At 72.6% G+C, this 25,041-nt stretch carries 18 protein-coding genes and 1 riboswitch; of the genes, 9 read left to right on the forward strand and 9 right to left on the reverse strand.

Features of this window, described 5'->3' with window-relative positions:
• Positions 1-74 precede the first annotated feature (74 nt).
• Together ACFO60_RS15785 and ACFO60_RS15790 are read left to right on the forward strand one after the other, a co-directional pair.
• A complete protein-coding gene (locus ACFO60_RS15785) occupies positions 75-4,322 on the forward strand; it encodes a HAMP domain-containing protein (protein WP_380841005.1) in 4,248 nt (1,415 codons plus the stop codon).
• A gap of 166 nt (positions 4,323-4,488) precedes the next feature.
• Positions 4,489-6,708 (forward strand): alpha-galactosidase, encoded by a 2,220-nt coding sequence (locus ACFO60_RS15790; RefSeq protein WP_380841006.1) that lies wholly within the window; start codon positions 4,489-4,491, stop codon positions 6,706-6,708.
• 73 nt (positions 6,709-6,781) lie between these two features.
• On the opposite strand, the gene ACFO60_RS15795 is transcribed toward ACFO60_RS15790, so the two are convergent.
• The 5 genes from ACFO60_RS15795 to ACFO60_RS15815 form a co-directional block, all read right to left on the reverse strand.
• Positions 6,782-9,136, reverse strand: coding sequence for an ATP-binding protein (locus tag ACFO60_RS15795; protein ID WP_380841008.1), 2,355 nt, complete (start codon positions 9,134-9,136; stop codon positions 6,782-6,784).
• 90 nt (positions 9,137-9,226) lie between these two features.
• Entirely contained in the window at positions 9,227-10,396 is a 1,170-nt protein-coding gene (locus ACFO60_RS15800; RefSeq protein ID WP_380841009.1) for a glycosyltransferase family 4 protein, read from the reverse strand.
• A complete protein-coding gene (locus tag ACFO60_RS15805) occupies positions 10,393-11,679 on the reverse strand; it encodes a M48 family metallopeptidase (RefSeq protein ID WP_380841010.1) in 1,287 nt (428 codons plus the stop codon). The genes ACFO60_RS15800 and ACFO60_RS15805 overlap by 4 nt, the downstream gene beginning before the upstream one ends.
• 136 nt (positions 11,680-11,815) lie before the next feature.
• Positions 11,816-12,640: a hypothetical protein gene (locus tag ACFO60_RS15810; protein WP_380841011.1), complete on the reverse strand. Its 825-nt coding sequence runs from the start codon at positions 12,638-12,640 to the stop codon at positions 11,816-11,818.
• A 321-nt stretch (positions 12,641-12,961) separates the two neighbouring features.
• The gene (locus ACFO60_RS15815; RefSeq protein WP_380841013.1) at positions 12,962-13,570 is read right to left on the reverse strand and encodes a C40 family peptidase; all 609 of its coding nucleotides are present in this window, start codon (positions 13,568-13,570) and stop codon (positions 12,962-12,964) included.
• An 82-nt stretch (positions 13,571-13,652) separates the two neighbouring features.
• Positions 13,653-13,811, reverse strand: a riboswitch (cyclic di-AMP (ydaO/yuaA leader).
• Positions 13,812-14,310: 499 nt separating this feature from the next.
• Here ACFO60_RS15815 and ACFO60_RS15820 point away from each other — a divergent pair.
• Together ACFO60_RS15820 and ACFO60_RS15825 are read left to right on the forward strand one after the other, a co-directional pair.
• Complete coding sequence (locus ACFO60_RS15820; protein ID WP_380841014.1) at positions 14,311-14,886, forward strand: ArsR/SmtB family transcription factor; 576 nt, start codon at positions 14,311-14,313, stop codon at positions 14,884-14,886.
• Positions 14,887-15,129: 243 nt separating this feature from the next.
• A complete protein-coding gene (locus ACFO60_RS15825; RefSeq protein ID WP_380841016.1) occupies positions 15,130-16,491 on the forward strand; it encodes an MFS transporter in 1,362 nt (453 codons plus the stop codon).
• Between the two features lie 157 nt (positions 16,492-16,648).
• Here the strand turns inward: ACFO60_RS15825 and ACFO60_RS15830 are convergent, their stop codons facing one another.
• The 3 genes from ACFO60_RS15830 to ACFO60_RS15840 form a co-directional block, all read right to left on the reverse strand.
• The gene (locus tag ACFO60_RS15830; RefSeq protein ID WP_380841018.1) at positions 16,649-17,107 is read right to left on the reverse strand and encodes a hypothetical protein; all 459 of its coding nucleotides are present in this window, start codon (positions 17,105-17,107) and stop codon (positions 16,649-16,651) included.
• A gap of 394 nt (positions 17,108-17,501) precedes the next feature.
• Complete coding sequence (locus tag ACFO60_RS15835; RefSeq protein WP_380841019.1) at positions 17,502-18,455, reverse strand: C40 family peptidase; 954 nt, start codon at positions 18,453-18,455, stop codon at positions 17,502-17,504.
• 240 nt (positions 18,456-18,695) lie between these two features.
• Entirely contained in the window at positions 18,696-20,018 is a 1,323-nt protein-coding gene (locus ACFO60_RS15840) for an NYN domain-containing protein (protein WP_380841021.1), read from the reverse strand.
• 234 nt (positions 20,019-20,252) lie between these two features.
• Between ACFO60_RS15840 and ACFO60_RS15845 the strand changes: the two genes are divergently transcribed.
• Together ACFO60_RS15845 and ACFO60_RS15850 are read left to right on the forward strand one after the other, a co-directional pair.
• On the forward strand, positions 20,253-22,004 hold the full coding sequence (locus ACFO60_RS15845; RefSeq protein ID WP_380841023.1) for a DEDD exonuclease domain-containing protein: 1,752 nt from the start codon (positions 20,253-20,255) through the stop codon (positions 22,002-22,004).
• Positions 22,005-22,190: 186 nt separating this feature from the next.
• Positions 22,191-22,631 (forward strand): MerR family transcriptional regulator, encoded by a 441-nt coding sequence (locus ACFO60_RS15850; RefSeq protein WP_380841025.1) that lies wholly within the window; start codon positions 22,191-22,193, stop codon positions 22,629-22,631.
• Between the two features lie 8 nt (positions 22,632-22,639).
• Here the strand turns inward: ACFO60_RS15850 and ACFO60_RS15855 are convergent, their stop codons facing one another.
• Complete coding sequence (locus ACFO60_RS15855) at positions 22,640-23,413, reverse strand: methyltransferase domain-containing protein (RefSeq protein WP_380841027.1); 774 nt, start codon at positions 23,411-23,413, stop codon at positions 22,640-22,642.
• Between the two features lie 28 nt (positions 23,414-23,441).
• Between ACFO60_RS15855 and ACFO60_RS15860 the strand changes: the two genes are divergently transcribed.
• The 3 genes from ACFO60_RS15860 to ACFO60_RS15870 all read left to right on the forward strand — a co-directional run bounded on the left by ACFO60_RS15860 (position 23,442) and on the right by ACFO60_RS15870 (position 24,805).
• Complete coding sequence (locus ACFO60_RS15860) at positions 23,442-23,570, forward strand: DUF6461 domain-containing protein (protein ID WP_380841028.1); 129 nt, start codon at positions 23,442-23,444, stop codon at positions 23,568-23,570.
• Between the two features lie 31 nt (positions 23,571-23,601).
• Complete coding sequence (locus tag ACFO60_RS15865; RefSeq protein WP_380841030.1) at positions 23,602-23,922, forward strand: NIPSNAP family protein; 321 nt, start codon at positions 23,602-23,604, stop codon at positions 23,920-23,922.
• 130 nt (positions 23,923-24,052) lie between these two features.
• On the forward strand, positions 24,053-24,805 hold the full coding sequence (locus tag ACFO60_RS15870) for a Clp protease N-terminal domain-containing protein (RefSeq protein WP_380841032.1): 753 nt from the start codon (positions 24,053-24,055) through the stop codon (positions 24,803-24,805).
• Positions 24,806-25,041: the final 236 nt, after the last annotated feature.

Raw genomic sequence — 25,041 nt, forward strand, 5'->3', positions numbered from 1 at the left:
TGACCGTCCTCGCTGCTGGGGGACGGTCTATACGATGGCTTGGCCGGGCATAGGCCTCGAACGTAAGGGTGGACATGGTTGAGAGCGTAGGCACCGCCAAACGTGCTAGGCCCGCCCGCGCGGCGGCGGGCGGCCCCGAGGTCGACCTGCGCCAGCTGCTGGCCGGCCTGACCGCGGTACGCGACGGCGATTTCGGCACGCGGCTGCCCGAGGAGGGCGACGGCCTCTACAAAGAGATCGCCACCGTCTTCAACGGCATGGTCGACCAGCTCTCACTGTTCACCTCCGAGGTGACCCGCGTGGCCCGCGAGGTCGGCACCGAGGGCCAGCTCGGCGGCCAGGCGGCCGTGCCGGGCGTCTACGGCACCTGGAAGGACCTGACCGACTCGGTGAACGCCATGGCCGGCAACCTCACCGACCAGGTGCGCAGCATCGCCCAGGTCACCACGGCGGTCGCCAAGGGCGACCTGTCGCAGAAGATCACCGTCTCGGCCCGCGGCGAGATCCTCGAGCTCAAGAACACCATCAACACGATGGTCGACCAGCTGTCCTCCTTCGCCGACGAGGTCACCCGCGTGGCCCGCGAGGTCGGCACCGAGGGCCGCCTGGGCGGCCAGGCGCAGGTCACCGAGGTCGCCGGCACCTGGCGCGACCTGACCGACTCGGTGAACTCCATGGCCGGCAACCTCACCGACCAGGTGCGCAACATCTCGCAGGTCGCGACGGCCGTGGCGCGCGGCGACCTTTCGCAGAAGATCACCGTCTCGGCCCGCGGCGAGATCCTCGAGCTCAAGAACACGCTCAACACGATGGTCGACCAGCTGTCCTCCTTCGCCGACGAGGTCACCCGCGTGGCCCGCGAGGTCGGCACCGAGGGCCGCCTGGGCGGCCAGGCGGACGTCAAGGGCGTCTCGGGCACCTGGAAGGCGCTCACCGAGTCGGTGAACGTCATGGCCGACAACCTCACCGCCCAGGTGCGCAGCATCGCCGAGGTCACCACGGCGGTCGCCAAGGGCGACCTGTCGCAGAAGATCCGGGTGGACGCCCGCGGCGAGATCCTCGAGCTGAAGGAGACCATCAACACGATGGTCGACCAGCTCTCGGCGTTCGCCGACGAGGTCACCCGGGTCGCCCGCGAGGTCGGCACCGAGGGCAACCTGGGCGGCCAGGCGACCGTCCGCGGCGTGTCGGGCACCTGGAAGGACCTCACCGACAACGTCAACGTCATGGGCTCCAACCTGACCGGCCAGGTGCGCTCGATCGCCCAGGTCGCGACCGCGGTGGCCAGGGGCGACCTCTCGCAGAAGATCACCGTCGAGGCCAAGGGCGAGGTGGCCGCGCTCGCCCAGACGATCAACACGATGGTCGAGACGCTGAGCGCGTTCGCCGACGAGGTGACGCGCGTGGCCCGCGAGGTCGGCACCGAGGGCGAGCTGGGCGGCCAGGCGCGCGTGCCGAACGTCGCCGGCACCTGGAAGGACCTCACCGACAACGTCAACTCGATGGCCAACAACCTGACCAGCCAGGTGCGCAACATCGCCCAGGTCACCACGGCGGTGGCGCAGGGCGACCTCACCAAGAAGATCGACGTCGACGCGCGCGGCGAGATCCTCGAGCTCAAGACCACCATCAACACGATGGTCGACCAGCTGTCCTCCTTCGCCGCCGAGGTCACCCGCGTGGCCCGCGAGGTCGGCAGCGAGGGCCGCCTGGGCGGCCAGGCCGAGGTGGAGGGCGTCTCCGGCACCTGGAAGCGCCTGACCGAGAACGTCAACGAACTGGCCGGCAACCTCACCCGGCAGGTGCGGGCCATCGCCGAGGTGACCAGCGCGGTGACCTCCGGCGACCTCACCCGCTCGATCACCGTGGACGCCTCCGGCGAGGTGGCCGAGCTCAAGGACAACATCAACTCCATGGTGAAGTCCCTGCGCGAGACCACCAGGGCCAACCAGGAACAAGACTGGCTGAAGACCAACCTGGCCCGCATCTCCGGGCTCATGCAGGGCCACCGCGACCTCGCGGTCGTCGCCGAGCTGGTGATGAACGAGCTGGCGCCGCTGGTCAGCGCCCAGCACGGCACCTTCCTGCTCGCCGAGGAGACCTCCGGCGGCACCGAGCTGCGCGTGGTCGGCGGCTACGGCCACCGCGAGGACTCCCGCCGCTACGCCCTGGGCGACTCGCTGGTCGGGCAGGCCGCGCTGGCCAAGCGCACCATCCTCGTCGAGGACGTCCCGCCCGGCTATCTCACGATCGCCTCCAGCCTCGGCGAGGCGGGCCCGGTGAACCTCATCGTGCTGCCCATCGTCTTCGAGGACCAGGTGCTCGGCGTGATCGAGCTGGCCAGCCTCAACCGCTTCACCCAGATCCACCGCGACTTCCTCGAACTGCTCGTCGAGACGATCGGCGTCAACGTCAACACCATCGTCGCCAACGCCCGCACCGACGCCCTGCTCACCGAGTCGCAGCGCCTGGCGACCGAGCTGCAGGTCGGCCAGGAGGAGCTCCAGCGCTCCAACGCCGAGCTGGAGGAGAAGGCCGAGCTGCTCGCCCGGCAGAACCGCGACATCGAGACCAAGAACATCGAGATCGAGCAGGCCCGCCAGGAGCTTGAGGACCGCGCCCAGCAGCTCGCGCTCGCCTCCAAGTACAAGAGCGAGTTCCTGGCCAACATGAGCCACGAGCTGCGCACCCCGCTCAACTCGCTGCTCATCCTCGCCCAGCTGCTGGCGCAGAACCCCGCGCGCAACCTCACCGCCAAGCAGGTGGAGTACGCCAACGTCATCCACTCCGCCGGCACCGACCTCCTCCAGCTCATCAACGACATCCTCGACCTGTCCAAGATCGAGGCCGGCAAGATGGACCTCACGCTGGAGCCGTTCCACATCCGGCAGCTCCTGGACTACGTCGAGGCGACGTTCCGGCCGCTGACCACCGAGAAGGGGCTGCGGTTCGACGTCGAGGTGGCCCCCGACGTCCCCACCCAGCTGCTGATGGACGAGCAGCGCCTGCGCCAGGTGCTGCGCAACCTGCTGTCCAACGCGGTGAAGTTCACCGAGCGGGGCACCGTCGCGCTGCGGGTCGAGCGCACCACGATGGACCTGCCGAGCGGCTCGGGCCAGGCGGTCCTGGCCTTCCACGTGGCCGACACCGGCATCGGCATCGCCGAGGAGAACCTCTCCCAGATCTTCGACGCCTTCCAGCAGGCCGACGGCACCACCAGCCGCAAGTACGGCGGCACCGGCCTCGGCCTGTCCATCAGCCGCGAGATCGCCACGCTGTTCCACGGTGAGATCCGCGCGGTCAGCGCCCTCGGCGAGGGCAGCACGTTCAGCCTCTACCTGCCGATGACCGACTTCTCCGGGGAGGAGTCGCCGGCTCCCGGCGCGGGCGTCCGCTCCCGCCGCCGCACTGCGCCCGCCGACCTGGCCGAGCTGCTCGAGCTGCCCGGCGCCTCACCCGTACAGAGCGGGGACATCGACGGCCGCCGCCTGCTCGTCGTCGAGTCCCGCCCGAACGGGCTGCTGTCGCTGCTGGCGCAGAGCGTCGTGGCCGACCTGTCGGAGACCCACGGCACGGTGCGGGTGACCACGGCGAACAACCCCGACACCGCCATGGCCGCGCTTTCCCGCGACGGCTACCACTGCATCGTGCTCGACCTGGGCATGCCCCAGGACGCCGCGGCCGAGTTCCTGCGCCGGCTCGACGAGGACCTCGCCCTGCGCTCGCTCCCGGTGCTCGCCCACCACACCCGCAAGCTCACCCGCCCGCAGGAGAACCTCCTCAAGGGCCGGTCGCGCACCCAGCCCCTGGAGCGCCTGCCCAGCCTGGACGAGCTGCGCGAGCGCATCACCCTCCACCTGTCGGCCGAGGGCCCCGGGGACGTGCTGCCGCTGGTCCAGGCCAGCCCCGAGGAGGCGCCGCAGGAGGTCGAGAAGGTCGACAGCGGTCTGCTCGGCCGCAAGGTGCTGGTGATCGACGACGACGTCCGCAACGTCTTCGCGCTCACCAACATCCTCGAACTGCACGGCATGCAGGTGCTGTACGCCGAGAACGGCCGCAAGGGCATCGACGTGCTCATGCGCAACGAGGACGTCGACCTGGTGCTGATGGACATCATGATGCCCGAGATGGACGGCTACGCCGCCACGGCCGCGATCCGCGAGATGCCGCGCTTCGCCAACCTGCCGATCATCGCGGTCACCGCCAAGGCCATGCACGGCGACCGCGAGAAGACCCTCTCGTCGGGCGCCAGCGACTACGTCACCAAGCCGGTCGACTCCGAGGAGCTCATCGACCGCATGCAGCGCTGGCTGCGGCTCTGACCCCGGCGGCGGGCGGGGGGCCGCGCCCCGGTCCGCGCCGGCCGTCACCCGTACGGCGGCGGACGCCGACGCGCGGTGACGGCCGTCCTTCCGGCCTGCTCGCCGAAGGCGCGGGCGGCGCACGCCGTCCGCGCCTCCCCCGTCCCTGATCCGGAAGGATGCGCCCATGCCCGTCACCCGTCTCGGCGACCACGAACGCCTCTGGGCGGTGACCACGCCGTCCACCGCGTACGTGGTGGGCGTTGAGATCGACCCGGCCACGGGAGAGGCGGTGCCGCTGCAGAAGTACTGGGGCCCGCGCATCGGCGAGGCCGCGGCGCGCCAGGTGGCCGAGGCGAGCGGCGGGCCGTCCACGCCGCAGGGGGCGCGCCGGCACGAGAACAGCTTCTCCCAGCCGGCCGCGGGCGAGGAGCTCCTGCCGGTGGACGGCGGCACCCGCTGGGGAGTGCCGTCCCTGCAGGTCTCCTTCGGCCGGGTGCGCTCGGTCGAACTGCGCTTCACCGGGGCGCGGGCCCACGCCGAGGACGGCGCCGACCGCCTGGACATCGAGCTGGAGGACCGCCACTTCCCGCTGCGGGTGATCCTCTCCATCCGGGCCTGGCACGACAGCGACGTGCTGGAGCGCTGGGTGAGCGTGCGCAACACCGACGACGATGGACTGCGGTTCCCCGGCCTGTCGATCGGCGTCACCCGCCTGGACTCGGGCAGCTGGTTCATCCCGGACGCCGACGGTTACCGCTACAGCGGCGTCTTCGGCGCCTGGGGCGAGGAGTTCCAGCTCCAGCGCGCCCCGCTGCCCGTCGGGGAGCTGACCTTCACCAGCCGCCAGGGCGTCACCGGCCACCAGGCCAACCCGTGGATCATGATCGACGGGGGGCGGGCCACCGAGGAGCACGGCGAGGTGTTCGGCGTCGCCCTGGCCTGGAGCGGCAGCTGGCGCCTGACCGCCACCCAGCGCCCGGAGGGAGGGGCGGCGGTGTCGGCCGGGTTCGGGCACGACGGCCTGCTCTGGGACCTTCGCCCCGGCGAGGAGATCACCACCCCGCCGGTGCTCGGCCTGTACGGCGACGGCGGGTTCGGGGCCGCCAGCCGGGCCTGGCACGAGTACGCCCGCAGGCACGTGCTGCCGGAGCCCGCCGAGGAGCGGCCCGTCCTGTACAACTCCTGGGAGGCCACCGCCTTCGACGTCACCGAGGCCGGCCAGCTGGCCCTGGCCGAGGTCGCCGCCTCGATCGGGGTGGAGCTGTTCGTCATGGACGACGGCTGGTTCGGCGCCCGCGACGACGACCACCGCGCCCTGGGCGACTGGTGGCCGCACCGCGAGCGGTTCCCTGACGGCCTGCGCGGCCTGTTCGACGGTGTGCGGGCCCTGGGGATGCGGGCCGGGCTGTGGGTGGAGCCCGAGATGGTCAACCGCGACAGCGACCTCTACCGCGCCCACCCCGAGTGGGTGCTGCGCATGGACGACCGGCGGCAGGACGAGAAGCGGCAGCAACTCGTGCTGAACTTCGCGCGCGAGGACGTCCGGGAGTGGGCGACCGGCTGGCTGGACCGCCTGGTGACCGAGCTCGGCCTCGACTACTTCAAATGGGACATGAACCGCCCGTTCACCCAGGCGGGCTGGCCCGAGCGGGACACCGGGCAGGACCTGCTGTGGATCGAGCACACGCGCAGCGTCTACCGGGTGATGGCGACGCTGCGCGAACGCCACCCGGGGCTGCGCATCGAGTCGTGCTCGAGCGGCGGCGGGCGGGTGGACTTCGGCATCCTGCGGCACACCGACGAGGTCTGGCCCTCCGACAACACCGACGCGCTGGACCGCCAGCCGCTGCAGCACGGCTTCTCGCAGCTCTACCCGGCCGTCACCATGTCGGCCTGGGTCACCGACTCCCCGAACCCGGGCACGCGCCGGGAGGTGCCGCTGCGCTACCGGTTCCACGTGGCCATGGCGGGCGTCCTCGGCATCGGCGGCGACCTCGGCGAATGGTCCCCGGCCGAGCTGGAGGAGGCCGCCGGGCTGGTCGCGCGGTACAAGGCGGTGCGCGGCGTGATCCAGCACGGCGCGCAGTACCGCCTGGCCGGCACGCCGGGACGCGAGCGCTCGGCGGTGCAGTACGTCCGCGACGACCAGGTCGTCGTGCTGGTGTACAACCCCTCCGGGCACGGCGGGCGCGGCCCCCGCTGGCTGCGGCTGACCGGCCTGGACCCCGAGGCGCTGTACGAGGTCACCGAGGGCGGCGACACCGGGGGCGTCCCCGGGCGGCTGGTCCAGGGCTCCCGCCTGTACGGGGCCGCGCTGATGGGGGTGGGCATCCGCCCCGCCGCGTGGGAGCCGGTCGGCGCCGATCACCGCAGCGACATGGTCGTTCTCCGCCGCGTCACCTGACGCGGGCGGGCCGCGCACCTCGCCTGACGCGGGCGGGCCGCGCCTCCTGCCCGCCGCGGGATCACGGCGGCCGTCAGCAGCCGCCGTCCAGGCGTTTGGCGGCCCAGGAGGCGATGCTGGCGCGGGAGCGGACGCCCAGCTTGTTCATGATGCGGTCGACGTGGCCCTCGGCGGTGCGCTGGGAGATGACCAGGCTCGCCGCGATCTCCTTGTTCGACCGCCCTCCGGCGACGAGCGCGGCGACCTGGCGCTCTCGCGGGGTCAGCTGGAGCAGCGACGCGCCGGCGGCGTGCCTGTCCACGCCGCCCGGCGGCGCGTGGCGCGTCTCGCCGAGCGCGTAGGCCACGGCGGCGCTGAAGGGGACGTCGGCGGCCTGCCGGCGCGCGGCCTCGAACGCCTCTTCCCCGAGGGCCTCCCTGACCTGCGCCCGGCAGCGCACGCTCCAGTCGCAAAGGGTGCCCCAGCCGAACAGGGGCGCGCCGATCGGCTCCCACATCTTCTCGCTCGCGCCCAGCATCAGCGCGGCGCCCTCCGCGTCGCCGTTCGCCATGGCGATCCAGGCGAGGAACTCCACGCAGAAGGGGATGCCGAGCCTGTCGGTGATGCGGCGCTTCATGTGGAGCGCCTCCCGCGCGTACCTCTCGGCGAGCCGCAGGTCGCCGCGGCTCCACCAGGTGACGGCGAGGTTCCACAGCGCCCAGGAGCGCGTCCAGCACTCGCCGTGCGCCTGGCAGAGGGCCACGCATTCCTTGCACAGCGTCATGGCGCGGTCGACGTCGCCGAGCAGGCCGACGACCATGCCGAGCTGGCAGGGCACGACGGCGGTCACCGAGGTGAGCTCGCCGGCGGCCCGGTGGTGGGCCATGGCCTTCTCCAGGTATCGGACGGCGTCGGGCAGCCGGTCCTGGATCCACATCGCGGTGCCCATCCACTGGGTGGCGTGGGCGAGCGCGGTGTCGTCGCCCAGCCGCCGCGCCAGGTCGGAGCACTCGGTGAGGACGGAGAGCGAGTGCGAGGCGTCGCCCTGCCCGGTGGCGACCCAGCCGGCCACCCACAGCGCCTTGGCCCGCTCGGGACCGGCTTCGGTGTCCAGGGCGAGCGCCCGGTCCAGCCAGTGCCGGCCGTCGCGGACGGCGCGGCCGATCCAGTACCACCAGAGAGCGCCGACCATGCGCAGCCCGGTGCGGGCCTCGCCGGGCTCGCTGAGAGAGAACTCCAGCGCCGCCCACACGTTGGGCTGGTCGGCGAGGAAGCGGTCCAGCCAGGCGGGCTGGCGCGGCCCGAACCAGTCGGCCTCGGCCTGCTCGGCAAGGCGCAGATAGTAGTCGCGGTGCCGGCGGCGCATCGCGGCCTCCTCGCCGCTCTCGGCCAGCCGCTCTCGCCCGTAGTCGCGGATCGTCTCCAGCATCGCGTAGCGGGCGCCGGATTCGCGGCCGGTCCTGCCCAGCACCGACTTGCCGGCCAGGCCGGCCAGGCCGGTGACCACCTCGCGCGGCGTGACGCCGCCGCCGGCGCACACCTCCTCGGCCGCCGCGAGGTCGATGCCGCCGGTGAACACCGACAGCCTCGCCCACAGCGTGCGCTCCAGGTCGGTGCACAGGTCGAAGCTCCACTCGATGGCCGCGCGCAGCGTCTGGTGCCGCGGCACGCCGGCGCGGCATCCCGTGGTGAGCAGGCGGTAGCGGTCCTCCAGCCGGGCCAGCAGCTGCTCCACCGAGAGCGCGCGCAGCCGCACGGCGGCCAGCTCGATGGCCAGTGGCAACCCGTCCAGCCTGCGGCACAGCGCGGCCACGACGGCCTCGTTGTCCCTGTCGAGGGTGAACCCCGACACCGCGGCGGATGCCCGGTCCTCGAACAGCGCCAGTGACTCGTACCCCGGATCGGCGTCCCCTTTCTCGGCCATGGGTCCCTCCGCGCCGGGCAGGGCCAGCGGCGGCACCCGCCACACGCGCTCCGCGGGGTGCCGGAGGGGCTCGCGGCTGGTGGCCAGCACCCGCAGCCCGGGGGCGGCCCGCAGCAGGACGTCCACCAGGGTGTTGCACGCGGCAAGGACGTGCTCGCAGTTGTCCAGGACGAGCAGCAGCCGCCGGTCCGCCAGGTGCTCGGCCAGGGCGTCCACGGGGTCGCGGGTGGAGACGGTGTCGGGCGCCTCCACCGCCGCGGCGACCGCGCTGCCGACCATCGAGGCGCTGTGCACCTTGGACAGCTCGACCAGCCGGACGCCGTCGGGGTGGCTCCGCCGGCTCTGGCGAGCCACGTGGAGTGCCAGGCGGGTCTTGCCGACGCCGGCGACCCCGGTCAGCGTGACCAGCCGCGACCGGGACAGCAGGTTCTTGACCTCGGCCGTGGCCTGCCTGCGCCCGACGAAGGAGGTCATCTCGCAGGGAAGCGCGCCCGCTCTCCGCCCCACCGCCGTGGTCACTGGCATCCCACCCGCCGACTCTGAAGTGGTGGCTCACCGCCACCCAAAAGGTACATTCGGCACTAAGTTCGCATTAGATGCCTATTGTGACATGAGTCACGCTCGGGCGGTGGGCGAGCCCGAGCCGTCCAGCAGGTCGCCGAAGCGCTCGGCGACCAGGTCCCAGCGCCACTCGCGTTCGATCCACTCCCGGCCGCGCCGCCCCATGCGCCGGGCGCGCTCCGGGTCGCGCAGCAGGCCGACCAGCGCCGCGGCCACCTCGCCCGCGTCGCGGCCGTCCACGACGAGGCCGGTCTCCCCTGGCAGGACGGCGTCGGGCGCGCCCCCGGAGGTCCCGGCGACGACCGGCAGCCCGGTCGCGGACGCCTCGAGGTAGACGATGCCGAGCCCTTCCACGTCCATGCCGCGAAGGCGGGTGCGGCACGGCATCGCGAACACGTCGCCCGCGTCGTAGTAGGACGGCAGGCTGCTCCACGGCACCGACCCGGTGACGATCACCGACGCGCCGAGGCCGCGCTCGCCGATCGCCCGTTCCAGCGCGGGACGGGCCGGTCCCCCGCCGACCAGCAGCAGGACGGCGTCCGGCACCTCCAGCAGCACCCTCGGCCAGCAGCGGACCAGCGTGTCCTGCCCCTTGCGCGGCACCAGGCGCGAGACGCACACCACGACGGGACGGCCGCCGATGCCCAGCGACGCCCGCACCCCGGCGCCGCCGGCCCCGGGGTGGAACACGCGGGTGTCCACGCCGGGCGCGAGCCGGACGAGACGCGCGGGGGGCATCACGCGCACGAGCCGCTCGCGGGTGTACTCACCGAGGTAGGTGACCACGTCCGCGCGGGCGCCGATGCGGGCGAGCAGGCCGCGCGCCACCGGGACCCCGGCCCACGCGGCCTCGTGCCCGTGGGTCAGCATGACCACCCGCCGCGCCCCAGCGGCGCGCAGCACGGGCGCGAGCAGCCCGAGCGGGGCCGCCGCGCCGAACACGACCGTGTCGCAGCCCTCGGACCGCACCAGGCCGGCCGCCCGCCTGGCGACCTCGGGGACCGGCAGCATCAGCGAGCCGGCGTGCCGCACCACCCGGTACGGCTGGCGCGCGTCGAACTCCTCCCAGCCCCGCCAGCGGGAGGCGTAGACGACCACCGAGCCGGGCGGCCGGCGCACGGCGAGCGCGTGCACGAACGCCTGGATGCCGCCGGGCCGCGGCGGGAAGTCGTTGGTGACGATGAGCGTCCTGGCGTGCCCGGGGCCGCGTCCGGCGGCGATCACGGCTCGGGCAGGCCGTTCAGGCGGGCCCAGGAGCGCGCCGCGGCCAGCCGCTGCGCGGTGGTGGGGTGCGAGGCGTACATCAGGTACTCGAAGGCGTTCGGCGTCAGGTCGGAGATGTTGGTCAGGGCCAGCCGTCTCTGCATGGCGGCGAAGGTGGCGGCGTCGCGGGTGAGGTCGAGCGCGTGGACGTCGGCCCTGGCCTCGATCTGGCGGCTGACGAGGTTCTGCGCGGGCCCCGACAGCACGGTCAAAAGGCTCATCAGGCCGAGCAGCACGCCGACCGATCTGGGGTCGGCCGCCGACGCGACGCCCGTGCGGCGCCTGAGGACGGGCAGGGAGACCAGCAGATAGAGCAGGCAGGCTCCCGCGGCGGCCCCGAGGGCGCCGACCAGCGTGCCGTACAGGACGTCGCCGCGCTTGGCGTGGCCCAGCTCGTGCGCCACGACCAGCTCGATCTCGCCGGCCGGGGCTCGCAGCAGCGTGTCGTAGACGACGATGCGGCGGGTGGCGCCGAAACCGGAGACGTAGGCGTTGAGCGCCGTGGTCCTGCGGGAGGCGTCGGCGACCAGCACATCCTCGACCGGGACGCCGTCGCGGCTCGCCATGGCGATCAGGTCCGAGCGCAGCCGCCCGGCGGGGAGCGGGGTGAAGTCGTTGAACAGCGGCTCCACGACGAGCGGGTAGACGAACGACGCGGCCACGGTGAGCAGGAACGCCCCGGCCGCCGCGGGCGCCCACCAGCGGCGCGGGCCGCGGCGGGCCAGCCAGACGACCGCGACCACCATGATCGCGACGAGCACGGTCTGGACGGCGAAGCTCTTGAGCCTGTCGGCCGACCACTCGGGCCAGCGCTGGGTGGACAGGCCGTACTGGCGCAGCCGCGTCTCGTACCACATCCCGAGCGGCCACTTGAGCGCCAGGCTGACGGCGGACAGGCCGACGACGCCGAGCAGGGCGCGCAGCCACCACGGCCCCTTCACGCGGCCCACCACCCACGCGCCGGCGGGGGTCAGGACCAGCACGCCGGCGACGGCGAGCGTCACCGCCAGCGACAGGTACGCCGGCACGTTGACGGCGGCGTCGAAGGCGTCGGCGCGCGCGATCTGCGCCGGGGAGAAATCACGCGCCGGGTCGGGCACGACGGCCGGGGCGGAGGCGGGCAGCGGGCGCCACGGCGTGGTGACGGCGACCACGACGCCCAGCGCCACGCCCAGCACGACCAGGGCGGCGCCCGCCGCGCGCGGCCCCGGGCCCGTGCGCGTGCCCTCGGTCAGCTCCGCCACGCGATCAGCCCCGTCACTCAAGGTTCATGCTCTCCCCTGCGCCGCCACGGCGCCGTCCCCGGCCCGGAGGGCGCCCCTCACCGGGCCCCGCGGCCCGGCACGCTCCGCGGGCCTGTGCGCCGCCCGCCCGCCGCGATCACCCGAGCTGGTCCCGGACGTACTCGCGCCAGGCGGCGGTGAACTCCGCGGGGCTCATGCGGAGCGTACGGGACAGCGCCGCCCGCACGTCCCCGCCCCTGGACTCACGGTAGAGGGTCGAAAGGGCGCGCTCGCCGAAGCGCCCCGCGACATACCGGCAGGCGAGCCAGGCCTCCTCGTAGGCCTGGGCCAGGCGCGCGGAGCCGGCGGCGAACGCGTCGCGGCCGGGAAGCGCCACGGGCAGCCGCCCGGCGCGCACCTCGCCGGCCAGCTCGGCGGCGGCGCGGCGCGCCGGGACGCCGGCGTCGCGATAGCCCACGTAGTCGGCGAAGCCCTCCACCAGCCACTTGGGCGTGCCCCCGTCGAGCGCCGCCCCTGTGGCGATGTGAGTGATCTCGTGGGCGAGGACGACGTCGCGCCCGACGCCGCTGAGCCGGGCGAACGACCGCGGCTCGACGATCACGCGGTCGGCTCCCGCCACCGCCGCCAGGCCGTTCACGGACGCGGGAGCGGCGAGCACGGCCGCCTGCGCGGTGGTCGCGGGCACCAGGACCAGCGGGCGCACCGGGCCCACGACCCGGGCCACGAGCGCGCTCGCACGGTCGGCCCGGCGCGCCAGATCGGCCAGATCGGCCACGGCCGCCCCGGGCGCCCCGACCACGAGCGAGCGCTCGCCGGGGAACGTCCGCGCGCCGGACCAGATCTCGGGATGCTCGCCGATCAGGGCCCGCGCCCGCCGCCCGAGGTCCTCGTCCATGGCGCGGGGACCGGTCAGCACGGCCAGCAGCCCCGCCAGGACGGCCCAGAGCCACACGACGCGCATGCGGGCAATCTACCTGTTCGTCCTCGGGGGCCACATCGGCGCGACCGCGGACGCGCGAAGGCCCCGTCCGCCTGGGGAGGGCGAACGGGGCCTTCACGAATGTCCCATCCGCCTCGGGGGTGGAGCGGAGGGGACATTCACGGCGCCCGTCCGCCTCAGGGGAGGGACGGACGGGCTTTCACGGCCGCCCGTCCGTCCCAGGAGGAGGGACGGACGGGCCTTCACGGCGCCCGTCCGCCTCAGGGGGAGGGACGGACGGGCCTTCACGGCCGGCGCGGGCGGGCCCGAGGGGGCCCGGACCGCCCGGGCGGACCGCGAGGATCAGGCGGCCGGGCGGACGGCTCCGACGAAGGACGCCTTGCGGTAGCCGGACAGCTTGTCGATCCGCACCCGCGTGCCGCTGTGCGGGGAGTGGATCATCTTGCCGTGCCCGACGTACATGCCGACGTGGCCGAGCCCGTAGAAGAACATCAGGTCGCCTGGCTTGAGGTTCTTCCAGGAGACCTTCTTGCGCACCGAGCGGAACTGGCCGGCGGCCACGCGGGGCAGTTTCACACCTGCCTTGCGCCAGGCGTAGGAGACCAGGCCGGAGCAGTCGAACGCCCCCGGGCCGCTGGCACCCCAGCGGTAGGGGTCGCCGATCTGCTTCTTGGCGATCGCGACGGCCGTGTGCGCCTTCAGTCGCTGCCGGGCCGCCCGGCTCGCCTTCGCGGTCTTCTTGCTCTTGGAGGTGCTGGAGGTGGCGGAGCCGCTCGCCTCGCTCACCGCGGCGGAGCCGGTGGACTCCTCCGCCCCGGTGAGGCTCGGGGTCTCGATCAGCCCGGCCGGGCCGTAGACGGCCTCTGGCCCGGAAGGGCTCTGAGCAGTGGCCGCCGTGGCGGCGTCAGCCGCCGTCGCCTGCGTCGCGACCGCCCCCACGGAGGCCGTCATGGTGAGCGCCACACCGCCTAGAGAGAAGCGGGCGATACGCGACAGACGCGGGTTTTTGGTGGTGCTGGACAGGATCGCTCCTTGATTCTTCCACTCATGCCTACCGGGTTAGCTGACGGATTCGGGCATGGAAGTAGCCCTACGACGCCATAGACGTCGATTCACCCCTGATCCGGATTAAGGGATCAATTGGGTCCCCGGTTCCGCGCTCCTTGCCGCACGGATTCGGCAGGTCACCGCCCCTTGGGGCCTGGTTCACACCTTGAACGGGCGACGGTGACCGCTGGATTGTGGTAGTGCGACCGGTCGGGTGAGACCGGCTTCGTTCGCGACGGCATGGCGTGCTCGCCGCGGGCCAGAAGCTACACAGAACCTCAAATTGAGGCAAAGCCGTGACAAAGAGTCATAGATCAAATAAACGCCTCAGGAATCACGGAACCCCTGTACAACAAGCGCATCTGTTACCCGAATGTGATTCCCCTCACACACCCCGAAACGTGACCTGTCATGAGTCACAAAAGTCACACCAGTCACACCCGTTCGGGCGATCTCGCGGAGGAACGATCCACGCGCGCCCCCGGCGCGGCCCGCCGGTGCGCACCGTTCGATGACACCGCGTCACGATCCCGGGACGTCGAGTGACAGGCCTCCGGCGAACGACATCGTGCGAGGATTCTTGAGCAATCATTCTTACGCAAGAGTCATTGCACAATGCCCGTTGTACGTGCCAGGGTGGGGCCATGGCCGACGAAGAGGTACGAAGAATCACCGACTCGCGGGTGCTGGCAGCCCTGTCGCATCCCACGAGGAGGCGGCTCATGGACGCGCTGAAGGTCTACGGCCCCTGCACCGCCAGCATGCTGGCCGAGCACACCGGGCAGGCCGTCGCCAACGCCAGCCACCACCTGCGCGTCCTTGCCGCCGGCGAGCTCATCGAGGAGGCGCCTGAGCTGGCCCGCGACCGCCGCGAACGGTGGTGGCGGCTGGCCTCGGCCGAGCTGCGCTGGACCGAGTCCGACTTCGACGGCGACCCGGCCACCGCGGCGATCGCGAGCGCGGCCGCGTCCCTCAACCTCGACCACCACGTGAGCATGGTCCGCGCCTGGTACGCCGCGAGCGACGAAGAGCGGCGGGCCTGGCAGGACGCCCCGTTCTCCACCGACAAATGGCTGCGCCTCACCCCCGGCGAGCTGCACGGGTTCGAGCGAGAGCTGCTGGAGCTCCTCGCCCGGTGGGCCACCCGCGAGGTGCCCGACGACGGGCATCGGCGCGACCCGGTGTTCGTCTTCGCCTTCGGCGTCCCGGGCCGGCCATGAGAACGGGCGCTCCTTCGCCGGTGGCCCTGCCGCCTTCCACCATCCCCGCCCACGCTTCCGGCCGGGACGGGTCACATCACCGCTCAGAGACCGTCACGAGCGGCCTCACCCCCTTGACCGCCGTCATGGGCGATCCTCACCCCCCGGAGGCCGTCATGAGCGGCCTGACCCGTTGGAGGCCGTCATGAGCGGCCTCGCCCCCTTTGCCGCCGTCACGAGCGGCCTCGCCCCTTGGAGGCCGTCATGAGCACCGCCATCTCGCGGGCTCCGGCGGGGACAGGGCTCCCGCGCCGGCGGTGGGGACTGCTGCGCGAGCGCGACTTCCGGCTGCTGTGGATCGGCGAGACCACCAGTGGCTTCGGCAGCTCCCTCACCTCCGTCGCCCTCCCCCTCGTCGCCGTCACCACGCTCGGGGCGAGCACGCTGGAGGTGGCGCTCCTGGCCGCCGCGGCGTGGATCCCCTGGGTGATCATCGGCCTGCCCGCAGGGGCGTGGATCGACCGTCTCCCCCGCCGTCCCGTCATGCTGGCCTGCGACGCCGCCTCGCTCCTGCTGTTCCTCAGCGTCCCGGCCGCCGCCTGGGCGGGCGCGCTCACCATCGGGCAGCTACTCGCGGTGGCGCTCCTCGCGGGCACCTGCAAGGTGTTCTTCCAGACCGCCTACCAGGTCTACCTTCCGGCCGTGGTCGCCCCCGCCGACCTTCCCGAGGGCAACGCCAGGCTGCAGGGCGCCGAGTCGGCCGTCCAGGTGGCGGGCCCGGGGGCGGCGGGCGTCATCGCGCAGGTGCTCGGCGCGGTCACCGGGCTGCTCGCCGACGCCGCCACCTTCCTGGTCTCGGCCCTGTGCCTGCTCGGCATCAGGACCCGCGAGGCGCCGCCCGCGCGCGAGCGGCGGGCGACGACGCTTCGGCGGGAGATCGGCGAGGGCCTGCGGTTCGTGGCCCGTGATCCCTACCTGCGGGTGCTCACCGTCTTCGGCGCGGCCAGCAACCTCGGCCTGATGGGCTACCAGGCCATCCTTGTCGTGTTCCTGGTGCGCGACGTCGGCCTGACGCCCGGCGTGGCGGGCGGGCTGATGGCCGCGATGAGCCTGGGCGGCGTCGCCGGCGCGGCGGGCGCCGCACATCTGTGCCGGCGCTTCGGCAGCGCCCGCGCCATGATCGCCTGCGAGATGCTCGGGGCCCCGTTCGGGCTGCTCATCCCGCTCGCGAACCCGGGAGGCGGGCTGGCCCTGGCGGTGGCCGGCGGGTTCGTCGTCGTCGCCGGCGTGGTCGCGGGCAACGTCATCAAGGCGAGCTTCCGCCAGACCTACACGCCACGGCGTCTGATGGGACGGGTGTCGGTGAGCATGCAGTTCGTCAACTACGGCACCATCCCCCTCGGCGCGCTCCTCGGCGGGGCGCTCGGCGGCGCCATCGGCACCCGCGCGTCGATGTGGATCATCATGGCCGGGCTCGCCCTGACGGGCCTGATCCTGCTGGCCGGTCCGCTCAAGCGCCGCCGCGACCTCCCTTCTTCCCCCGCCCCGGACTCCTCCCCCGCCTCCCCGTCCGTCCCCGCCGCCGGGGCCTCTGCGTCCGCCCCGGACGCGCCGTCCCTGCCTTAGAGGGACGGGCGGCCACACGCGAACACGCCCGGCCGGAGAACCGGCCGGGCGTGCGGCTGAACTCCTGGCCGGCGCCTCGCTTGCCCGGCCGGGGGTTCAGGCCCCCGTGGTCACATCACAGCACCGCCCCGTGAACGCGGGCGCGCGTCCGGCGCGCCTAGCACCACCAGTCGGTCAGGTAGGAGGCGGCGGCGCCCGCCGGACGCGCGCCCGCCCGCATGCAGACCGAGCTGCTGCTGCTGGTCTTCAGCGCGTTGCCGTAGTTGCGGCCGGTGTCCAGCGTCCGCAGGTCGCACTGCGTCCAGGTCCTGCCGCTGTTTCCCGAGATGTCGATCCAGAGGCGGTCGCCGTTGTGCGAGGTGGTCAGCCGCGGCCACGCGTACTGGACGTTGTTGATCCGGCCGCTGCGCAGCTGCAGGTCGACGCCGCCCGGCAGGTCGGCCGACTTGGCCGTGCCGGTGCCGGTGGCCCCGGACGGGTTGACCATCCCCGAACACGAGACCGCGACGGCCGCCTTCGCGGGAGCCGAAGCGTACGCGGCGGCGGCGGGTGCGAGCAGAAGGGAGCCTGCCGCGACGATCCCGAGCGAGGCGCGCTTGGCGAGAGTCATGCGCATGTGACTTCTCCATTTCTGGATTCGATGGATGCGGCAGCCGGACGCCGGACGCCTTTCGATTCCCCCTGGGGCGCCGGTGACTGCCGGGCTCGACACTGGCAGCGGCGCTTGACGACCGACAAGAAAACCGGCCGAAGTGGGAGGCTGGAACGTCTCACCCATCGTCAACAGGCCGCTTCCCCCGCTGGCGGGATGGGGGTGGGACGGCGGCCCGCCGCGCGGTCGCGCCGCCGGACGCGGAGCGAGCCGGCCGGGTGCGGAGCGAGTCCATACGCGGCAAGGGACCGGTCGCGCTGAGAAACCGGCCGGGCCAAGGGTCGGTTGGGCCAAGGGTCGGTTGGGCCAAGCGACCGGGTTGGGCGTGCTGGGCGGCCGGTCGAGGGACCGGCTGGGCTCAGGGGCGGACGGCGCCGATGATGCCGCGGTAGCTGGAGAGGGGCACGACCTTCACGACGTCCCCGGTGCGGGGCGCGTGGACCATCTTGCCGCCGCCGGCGTACATCCCGACATGGCCGAGACCGCCGGCGAACAGCAGGTCGCCGGGCTGCAGGGCATTCAGGGGGACCCTGCGGGAGGCGCCCCAGGAGTACTGCTCGGCGGCGGTGCGGGGCAGGCTGACCCCGGCCGCCCGCCAGGACGCCTGGGTGAGCCCGGAGCAGTCCCACCCGCTCGGGCCGGTGCCGCCATAGCGGTAGGGCTTGCCCACCTGGGCGAAGGCGAACTGCAGCGCCGCGCGGGCGTTGCCGGAGGCGGGCCCGGTGTACTTGATGCCAGGGCTGTTGGGATTGCCCGCGTTGTAGGCGTTGAGGCGGCGCAGAAGCCGCTCTTGCTCTCCGACCAGCTTCTCGACGTCCTTCTTCTGCCGGCGCAGGTCGTCCAGGAGCTTGATCGCCTTGTCGTAGGCGCCCTTGGCCTTGTCGCGCTGCCCCTTGAGCGAGCGGGTGGCCTGCTCGTACTCGGTCATCGTCCGCGACCGGCCCGTCGACATCTGGTCGATGGACGCCAGCCCCGCCAGCAGCGACTCGGGATCGGGCTGGGTGATCAGGTTCGACCAGGACAGGACGTCACCCGACTGGTAGGTGCTCACCGCGACCGACACCAGCCCGAGACGCAGCTCGTCGACGCGGCCGAGCTCCTGCTTCAGGCGGCCGTTGAGGGAGTTGTACTCCTTCCTGGCCTTCTTCCACTGCTCGCCGGCCAGGTTGTAACGGTCGACCACCTTGTCGGCCTGCTTGTCGAGCTTGGCGAGCCGCGCCTTGACCTGCGCGACGGTCGGCTTCGGCTTGGCCTCGGCACCACTCGTCTGGGTCGCCATGACGGCGACGACCAGACCGGCGGCCACAGACATCCGCCCGACCGCCCGGATCCCACGCACGACCACTGGGACGCCAGCTCCCTCTGCGAGACAAGTGAGACAACCTGGGCGGTGATCCTACAGAAAAGGTAAGGACACCTGCACCTTTTCATCAGTAAATGCTCTGGAAACAGCAAACTTCTTGACGCGACGGAGTCACGAATGTAGACGGCCGTCCAGGGCGCCGGCCCTCAGTGTCCGATGAACGCCGGCCCCGGGTGACGCGCTTCGCCGTCAGGAACGGCCGAGGCGGCGCAGCAGCAGCGTGGACTGCACGGGGCGGGCGCCCATGCGGCGCACCGACTCGGCGACCTCCCGGTCGGAGGACACGACCGCGACCGCCCGGCCGGGCGGCTCGGCGCGCACGAGCTGCCTGATGAGATCGTCGGCGATCTCCCCCGGCGCGCTGAACAGCACGCGCACGCCGCGCGGCGCCGACACCTGCACCGGGCCGTTCAGCTCGGCGCCGTCGAACACGCAGGTGACCTCGACCCTGGTCTGCACGGCGAGCCCGCCGAGGCCGGTGAGCAGCCGGGAGCGCTGGTCGAGCAGGGTGAGCGACGGGTAACCGGTCTTGGTGACGTTGTAGCCGTCGATGACCAGGTGGAGGTGCGGGACGGCCAGCAGCTGGTCCAACAGCGCAGGATCGTCGTCGGCGAGCGCGCGGGCGGGCACGGCGCGCACCGAGGGGTTCCCCGGGCTCACGGCGCTCACCGAGTCGGCCGGCTTGCTGATGGCGACGGGCAGCGCCAGCTCGCTGCGCAGGCCGGCGGCCGCGTCCTGCAGGGTGTCCAGCAGCACGCGGATGCGGGCGTCCTCGATGCTGCGGCCCTCGCGTGCCGCGCGGCGGCTGGCCTCAAGGGAACGCTCGGCATCGGACAGGCGCTCGCGGACCTTGCGCAGCTCGCTCTCGGCCGCGCTGGTGGCCGAGGACACCGAGGCGCGGATGTCCTGCTCCAGCGTTTGAAGCTCCGCCGCCCGCTCCTCGGCCAGCCGGCCCCGCTCGCGGGCGTCGTGCAGCTTGCGCCGCAGGTCGGCGACCTCGGCGCGGGACGCCTTGAGCTGCTCGCGCAGCCTCTCGGCCTCCTCCTTCGAGGCGGCCTTCTGCGCGGCGAGCTGCTCGCGCAGGCGCACGACGGTCTGCTCCTGCGCGCTGCCCTCGGCGGCGGCCGCCGCCTGCTCGAGATCGGCGCGGGCGGTCTCGACGAGCTCGGGCCAGCCGGGCGGCCGGGTCAGGTAGGCGGCGGCGGCCACGAGCACCGGCTCGGCGGCCGGCGGGACCATGCCCTCCTCCAGGCTGGCGACCAGCTCGGGCCAGGCCTCCTGGAGGCTCTCGGCGACGATCTCGCGGAACTCCTTGTCGGTCTCGAGCTGCGCCGCGATCGGCGCGCTGCCCAGGCGGGCGCGCTTGCGCGGATCGAACCTCGCGATGCCCTTCAACGGCGGAGGGATCGCGGCGGGCTGCATCGTGCCGAGCACCTGAGCGGCGAGCTCGACGACGTGTAAGCGGACCTGCTCGGGCAGCGGGCGAGACAGGCCTTCTCCGGCTGAGCTCATCCGTCTTCCCCTAGCTGACTGGCCATTCAGATTTCGTCTATTCGATAAGGGTACGGCTGGTGGGTTCGTGGTCAGCGCGCTTCCCACCGGGTCACCCCGCCCCACACCCGCCCCACGGGAGGCGTGGCGGCTCTCCGCCACCGGATCGCCGGACGGCGAACGGCGGATGTACCACCCATTTCACCGCTATCCGGCATGGCCGGTGCGGAACTGTCGGACCGCGATCGTATGGTCATGGGCGTGGAGATCGGGGTTCAAGGAACGCTTGACGATTTGGGCACGCCTCTCGACCAGGTGACCTTCGTCGTGTTCGACCTGGAGACGACCGGCGGGTCGTCCGCCGAGCACGCCATCACCGAGATCGGCGCGGTCAAGGTGCGCGGCGGCGAGGTGCTCGGCGAGTTCGCCACCCTCGTCGATCCCGGCCGTCCCATCCCGCCGTTCATCACCGTGCTCACCGGCATCACCGACATGATGGTCACGGCCGCGCCGCGCATCGAGCAGGTCCTGCCGTCCTTCCTCGAATTCGCGCGCGGCGCCACGCTGGTCGCGCACAACGCCCCCTTCGACGTCGGTTTCATCAAGGCGAACTGCCAGGCCCACGGCTACCCTCCGCCGGTCAACCCCGTGGTCGACACCGCCGACCTGGCCCGGCGCGTCCTGACGCGCGACGAGGTGCCCAACTGCAAGCTCTCGACCCTGGCCCGCGTCTTCCGCAGCGGCACAGAGCCGTGCCACCGGGCCCTCGCCGACGCCAAGGCGACGGTCGACGTGCTGCACGTGCTGATCGAGCGCGTCGGGGGGTACGGCGTGCAGACCCTCGAAGAGCTCAAGGGCTTCGTCCGCGCCCCCACCCCCGAGCAGAAGCGCAAACGCCACCTGGCGGCGAGCGTCCCGAGCGTCCCCGGCGTCTACGTCTTCGAAGACGAGCCCGGCGAGGCGCTGTACGTCGGCAAGAGCGGCAACCTGCGTCAGCGGGTCAAGTCCTACTTCACCGCCGGCGAGACCCGGCCGCGCATCCGCGAGATGATCGGCATCGCCGAGCGGGTGCGGACGATCGTCTGCGCCACCGGCCTGGAGGCCGAGGTGCGCGAGCTGCGGCTCATCGGGGCCACCAAACCCCGCTACAACCGCCGGTCCCGTTTTCCCGAGAAGGTCGTCTGGCTCAAGCTGACCGACGAGCCGTTCCCCCGCCTGTCCATCGTCCGCGAGGTCAAGGCCGACCAGGGCACCTACCTCGGTCCCTTCACCTCCGCGCGCGGCGCCGAGGACGCCCGGTCGGCGCTGCACGAGGCGGTCCCGCTGCGGCAGTGCACCGAGCGCATCACCACGCGCACCCACCGGCCCGCGTGCGTGCTGGCCGAGATGGGCCGCTGCGGGGCCCCCTGCGAGGGCCGCCAGGGCGTCGACGACTACCGGCGCCACGCCGACGAGGCCCGCGCCGCCATGGAGCACGATCCCGGCCCGGTGTTCTCGGCGCTGGAGGCCCGCATGCAGCGGCTGGCCTCCGAGCAGCGCTACGAGGAGGCCGCGGTCGACCGCGACCGCCTGGCCGTCTACGTGCGCACGGCGGCGCGCATGCAGCGGCTGCGGTCGCTGACCGGCATCCCCGAGCTGATCGCGGCGAGCCCGGCGTTCGACGGCGGCTGGGACATCCACGTCGTGCGGCACGGCCGGCTGGCGGCGGCCGGGGTGATGCCGAAGGGCGCCCATCCGACGCCGTACGTCGACGCCCTGGTCGCCACCGCCGAGACCGTGACACCCGGGCCCGGCCCCCTGCCGGCCGCCATCGCCGAAGAGACCGAGTGCATCCTGCGCTGGCTCGACTCCCCCGGCGTCCGGCTGGTCCGCGTCGAGGGCACCTGGAGCCTCCCCGCCCGCGGCGCCGCCCGTCTGAAGGCCCGCATCGACCGCGCCTACGACGGCGTCCGGGCCCACGAGGCCATCCAGCCCCGCCACCCCCGTGAGGGCCGGCCTCTGCGCTGACGAGCCGCTCCCCCTTGGGCACGGGCCCGCTCGGCAGATGACCGCGCATCCGCGCGCCCATACTCAGGATCACGCTTCTCGCCTTACTGGCCCCCACGTGACACATTGACCCTTTGCGCATGCTCGATCACAGAAGGACATCGATGACGGTGAGCGGACCGGCGGCCCGAGGTGTCGAATAGGAGCATGGAACTGATCCCCATCGGTGAGGCCGCCCGCCGGGTCGGCATGAAGACCTCGGCCCTGCGGTACTACGACGAGCGGGGCCTGGTGCGGCCGGCGGCTCGGCGCCGGGGCCGCCGCATGTACGGCGTGGAGGAACTGCGCCGGCTGGCGTTCATCCAGGTCGTGCAGCGGCTCGGTCTCGACCTGGACACCGCCGTGGCGGTGATGGACGACCCCGGCGAGCGGAGGCGGCAGGCGGTACGCGAGCAGAGCGAGAAGCTGGAGGAGCTGATCGCGCGGGCGCGTCTCGCCCGGCGCTTTCTTGATCACGCGCTCAGGTGCCCGGCCGAGCATCCCACGCGTGGATGCCCTCGCATGATCGGGGCGTTGGACGGCATGCTCAGTGGGACGTCCTTCGAACAGATCGCGGCCGAGCACCTGGTCCACCCGTCGCCTCCATGAGGTCCGGCTCAGGGACGCAGTGCCGTGGCGACGAACAGCGGCACGGCGACGAACATCCTGCCGTCCTGGGCCCGCTCCGCCTGCTCGGCGGTCCACCCGGCGGCCTGGCCGGACGTGATCGCGCCCGAGGAGCGGGCCCCGTCCACGAGGCGCGCGAGCATGGAAGTGATCATGCCGTCGGTGAAGACGGCGGTGTGCACCTCCACCTCCGCGTCCCGGAATCCGGCGCCGAGGAGCAGGTTGCGGTAGGAGCGCGCCGCCCGGGGGCTGGGCACGGTGTCGGCCTTGGCGTGCACGATGGCGCGGGTGAGCGCCGGGTCGTCGGAGTCGATCACCATGGTGTCCCAGTCCTGCCCGATGAGCACGATGCGGCCACCGGGAGCGAGCACCCGGGCGGCCTCGCCCAGCGCGCCGGCCGGATCACGGAACTCGTGGTACACCTTGTCGGCCCGGTAGCCGCGCACCTCGCCATCGCCGAGCGGCAGGGCGAAGGCGTCGCCGAGACGCACGTCCGCGCCGGGCCACCGGCGCCCGGCCACGGTGATCATCCGTTCGCTCGCGTCGACCCCGATCGCCCGTACGCCCCTTTCGTTCATCTCGGCGACCGCACGCCCGGCGCCGCAGCCGACGTCCACCACGGCGGTGCCGGGCTCGAGTTCCAGAAGCTCGTACGAGCGCGTCCGCAGCCGTACGGCGTCCGGGCGTGCGTCGACGCCGTCCAGCACCTTGATGAGCGAGTCGACGGGATCACTTGGCGTCTGTGTCTCGATGTTCTCGGTCATGAGCGGGAGCATGCCCCTTCAAGCCGACTTGAAGTCAAGCCACGTCGAGCCCGACGTCGGGCTCGGCATCGATCAGGAGATCATCATGCCGCTGTCGGCGGGAACCCGCCTCGTGTCCCACTTCCGCGACGTCGAAGGCGTCGAGTACTTCTACTGAGCGAAGTCGGGCGAGTCCGGAAGGAAAGACGTTGTTCTACGAGATCCGCCGCTATCAGGCCCGGCCCGGCATGCGGGACGAGTGGGTGGAGTACATGGAGGGGACGGTGATCCCCTACATGACCGAACGCGGCATGTCGGTGATCGCCTCCCTCGTCGACGAGGAGGACCCGGACGGCTACGTCACGCTGCGCCGCTTCGAGAGCGAAGCCGAGCACGAGAGGGTCTACGCCGCCGCGTACGAGACCGACCGCTGGAAGAACGAGATCTATCCCATGGTCGAGAAGCTGCTGGACCTGGACGCCGTCACCGTCACCCGGGCGGCGCCCACCCGGCGCTCGCCCCTGCTCTGAACACCCACCGTCGACCTCGTGTCCATCGGGTGGGCGTGAGGCATCGCTCACGGGTTATTGAAGCCTACCCCCATAGGGGGTATAACTACCATGTAACCCCGAGATAACCCCGAGGTCGATGGAGTGCGGCATGCCGAAGATCAATGTGTACCTGCCGGACGAGCTGGCGGAGGCGGTCAAGGAGCTCGGCGTACCTGTCTCGGCGATCTGCCAGCGGGCGCTGGAACAGGCGGTGCGCCGGATCACCGCCATCCGCCAGACCGCCCTCGGCGAGCTGGGAGCCGACGATCTGAGCGGACGGCTGCCGCTGTTCACCGCCCGCGCCCGCGCCGTCATCAAGCTGGCGATCGACCAGGCGCGCGCCGATGACGCACCGAACGTCGGAACCGGGCACCTGCTCGCCGGCATGGTGGCCGAAGGCGAGAACCTCGCACTGCACGTGCTCCAGGCCATAGAGATCGACCCGGCTCAGGCTCGACGCGACCTGGAACGCCACACGGCCCCCGAAGAAGGCGGAGCCGGCGGCGCGGAGGCGTCGGCACACTTCAGCAGCCCGGCCGCCGGCGCGCTCGAACTGGCGGTGACCGAGGCGACCGCGCTCGGGCACAACTACGTGGGCTGCGAGCACCTGCTGCTCGGCCTGGTCTCCGAACCCGACGGCATCGCCGGGCAGGTGCTGCGGGCGCTGGGAGCCGAGCCCCGGCTGACCCGCCGGGCCGTGACGGCGGCCCTGGCGGGTTATGTGCATCTGCGCGCCCAGACCACCTCCGCCGCCACCGACCCCGTGCAGGCGCTCACCACGGCCGTGCAGCGGCAGGTGCAGCCCCTCATCGCCCGCATCGAACGGCTGGAGCAGCGCATCGAGCCCGCCTCCGACCAGTGAGCGCCGCCAAGTGGGCCCCGGTTCACCCTGACGACGCCGGTGGATCGCCGGCGGCACGTGACCCGGCGGGCGGGGGGCCGCGCGCCTCGCCGGCCGCCTCCGCTCCCGTCCTCGCCGTCCTCCGCTGGGCGGCCATGGCGGTCTTCTGGCTGCTGCTCTTGCTCCCCGTCCTTCCGGGCCCGCGATGACCCCCGGCGGCCGCCCGATTCGACGAGATCAGGCGAGACTCGGCGGCT

This window comes from Sphaerisporangium dianthi, assembly GCF_042654065.1.
GTDB lineage: Bacteria > Actinomycetota > Actinomycetes > Streptosporangiales > Streptosporangiaceae > Sphaerisporangium > Sphaerisporangium dianthi.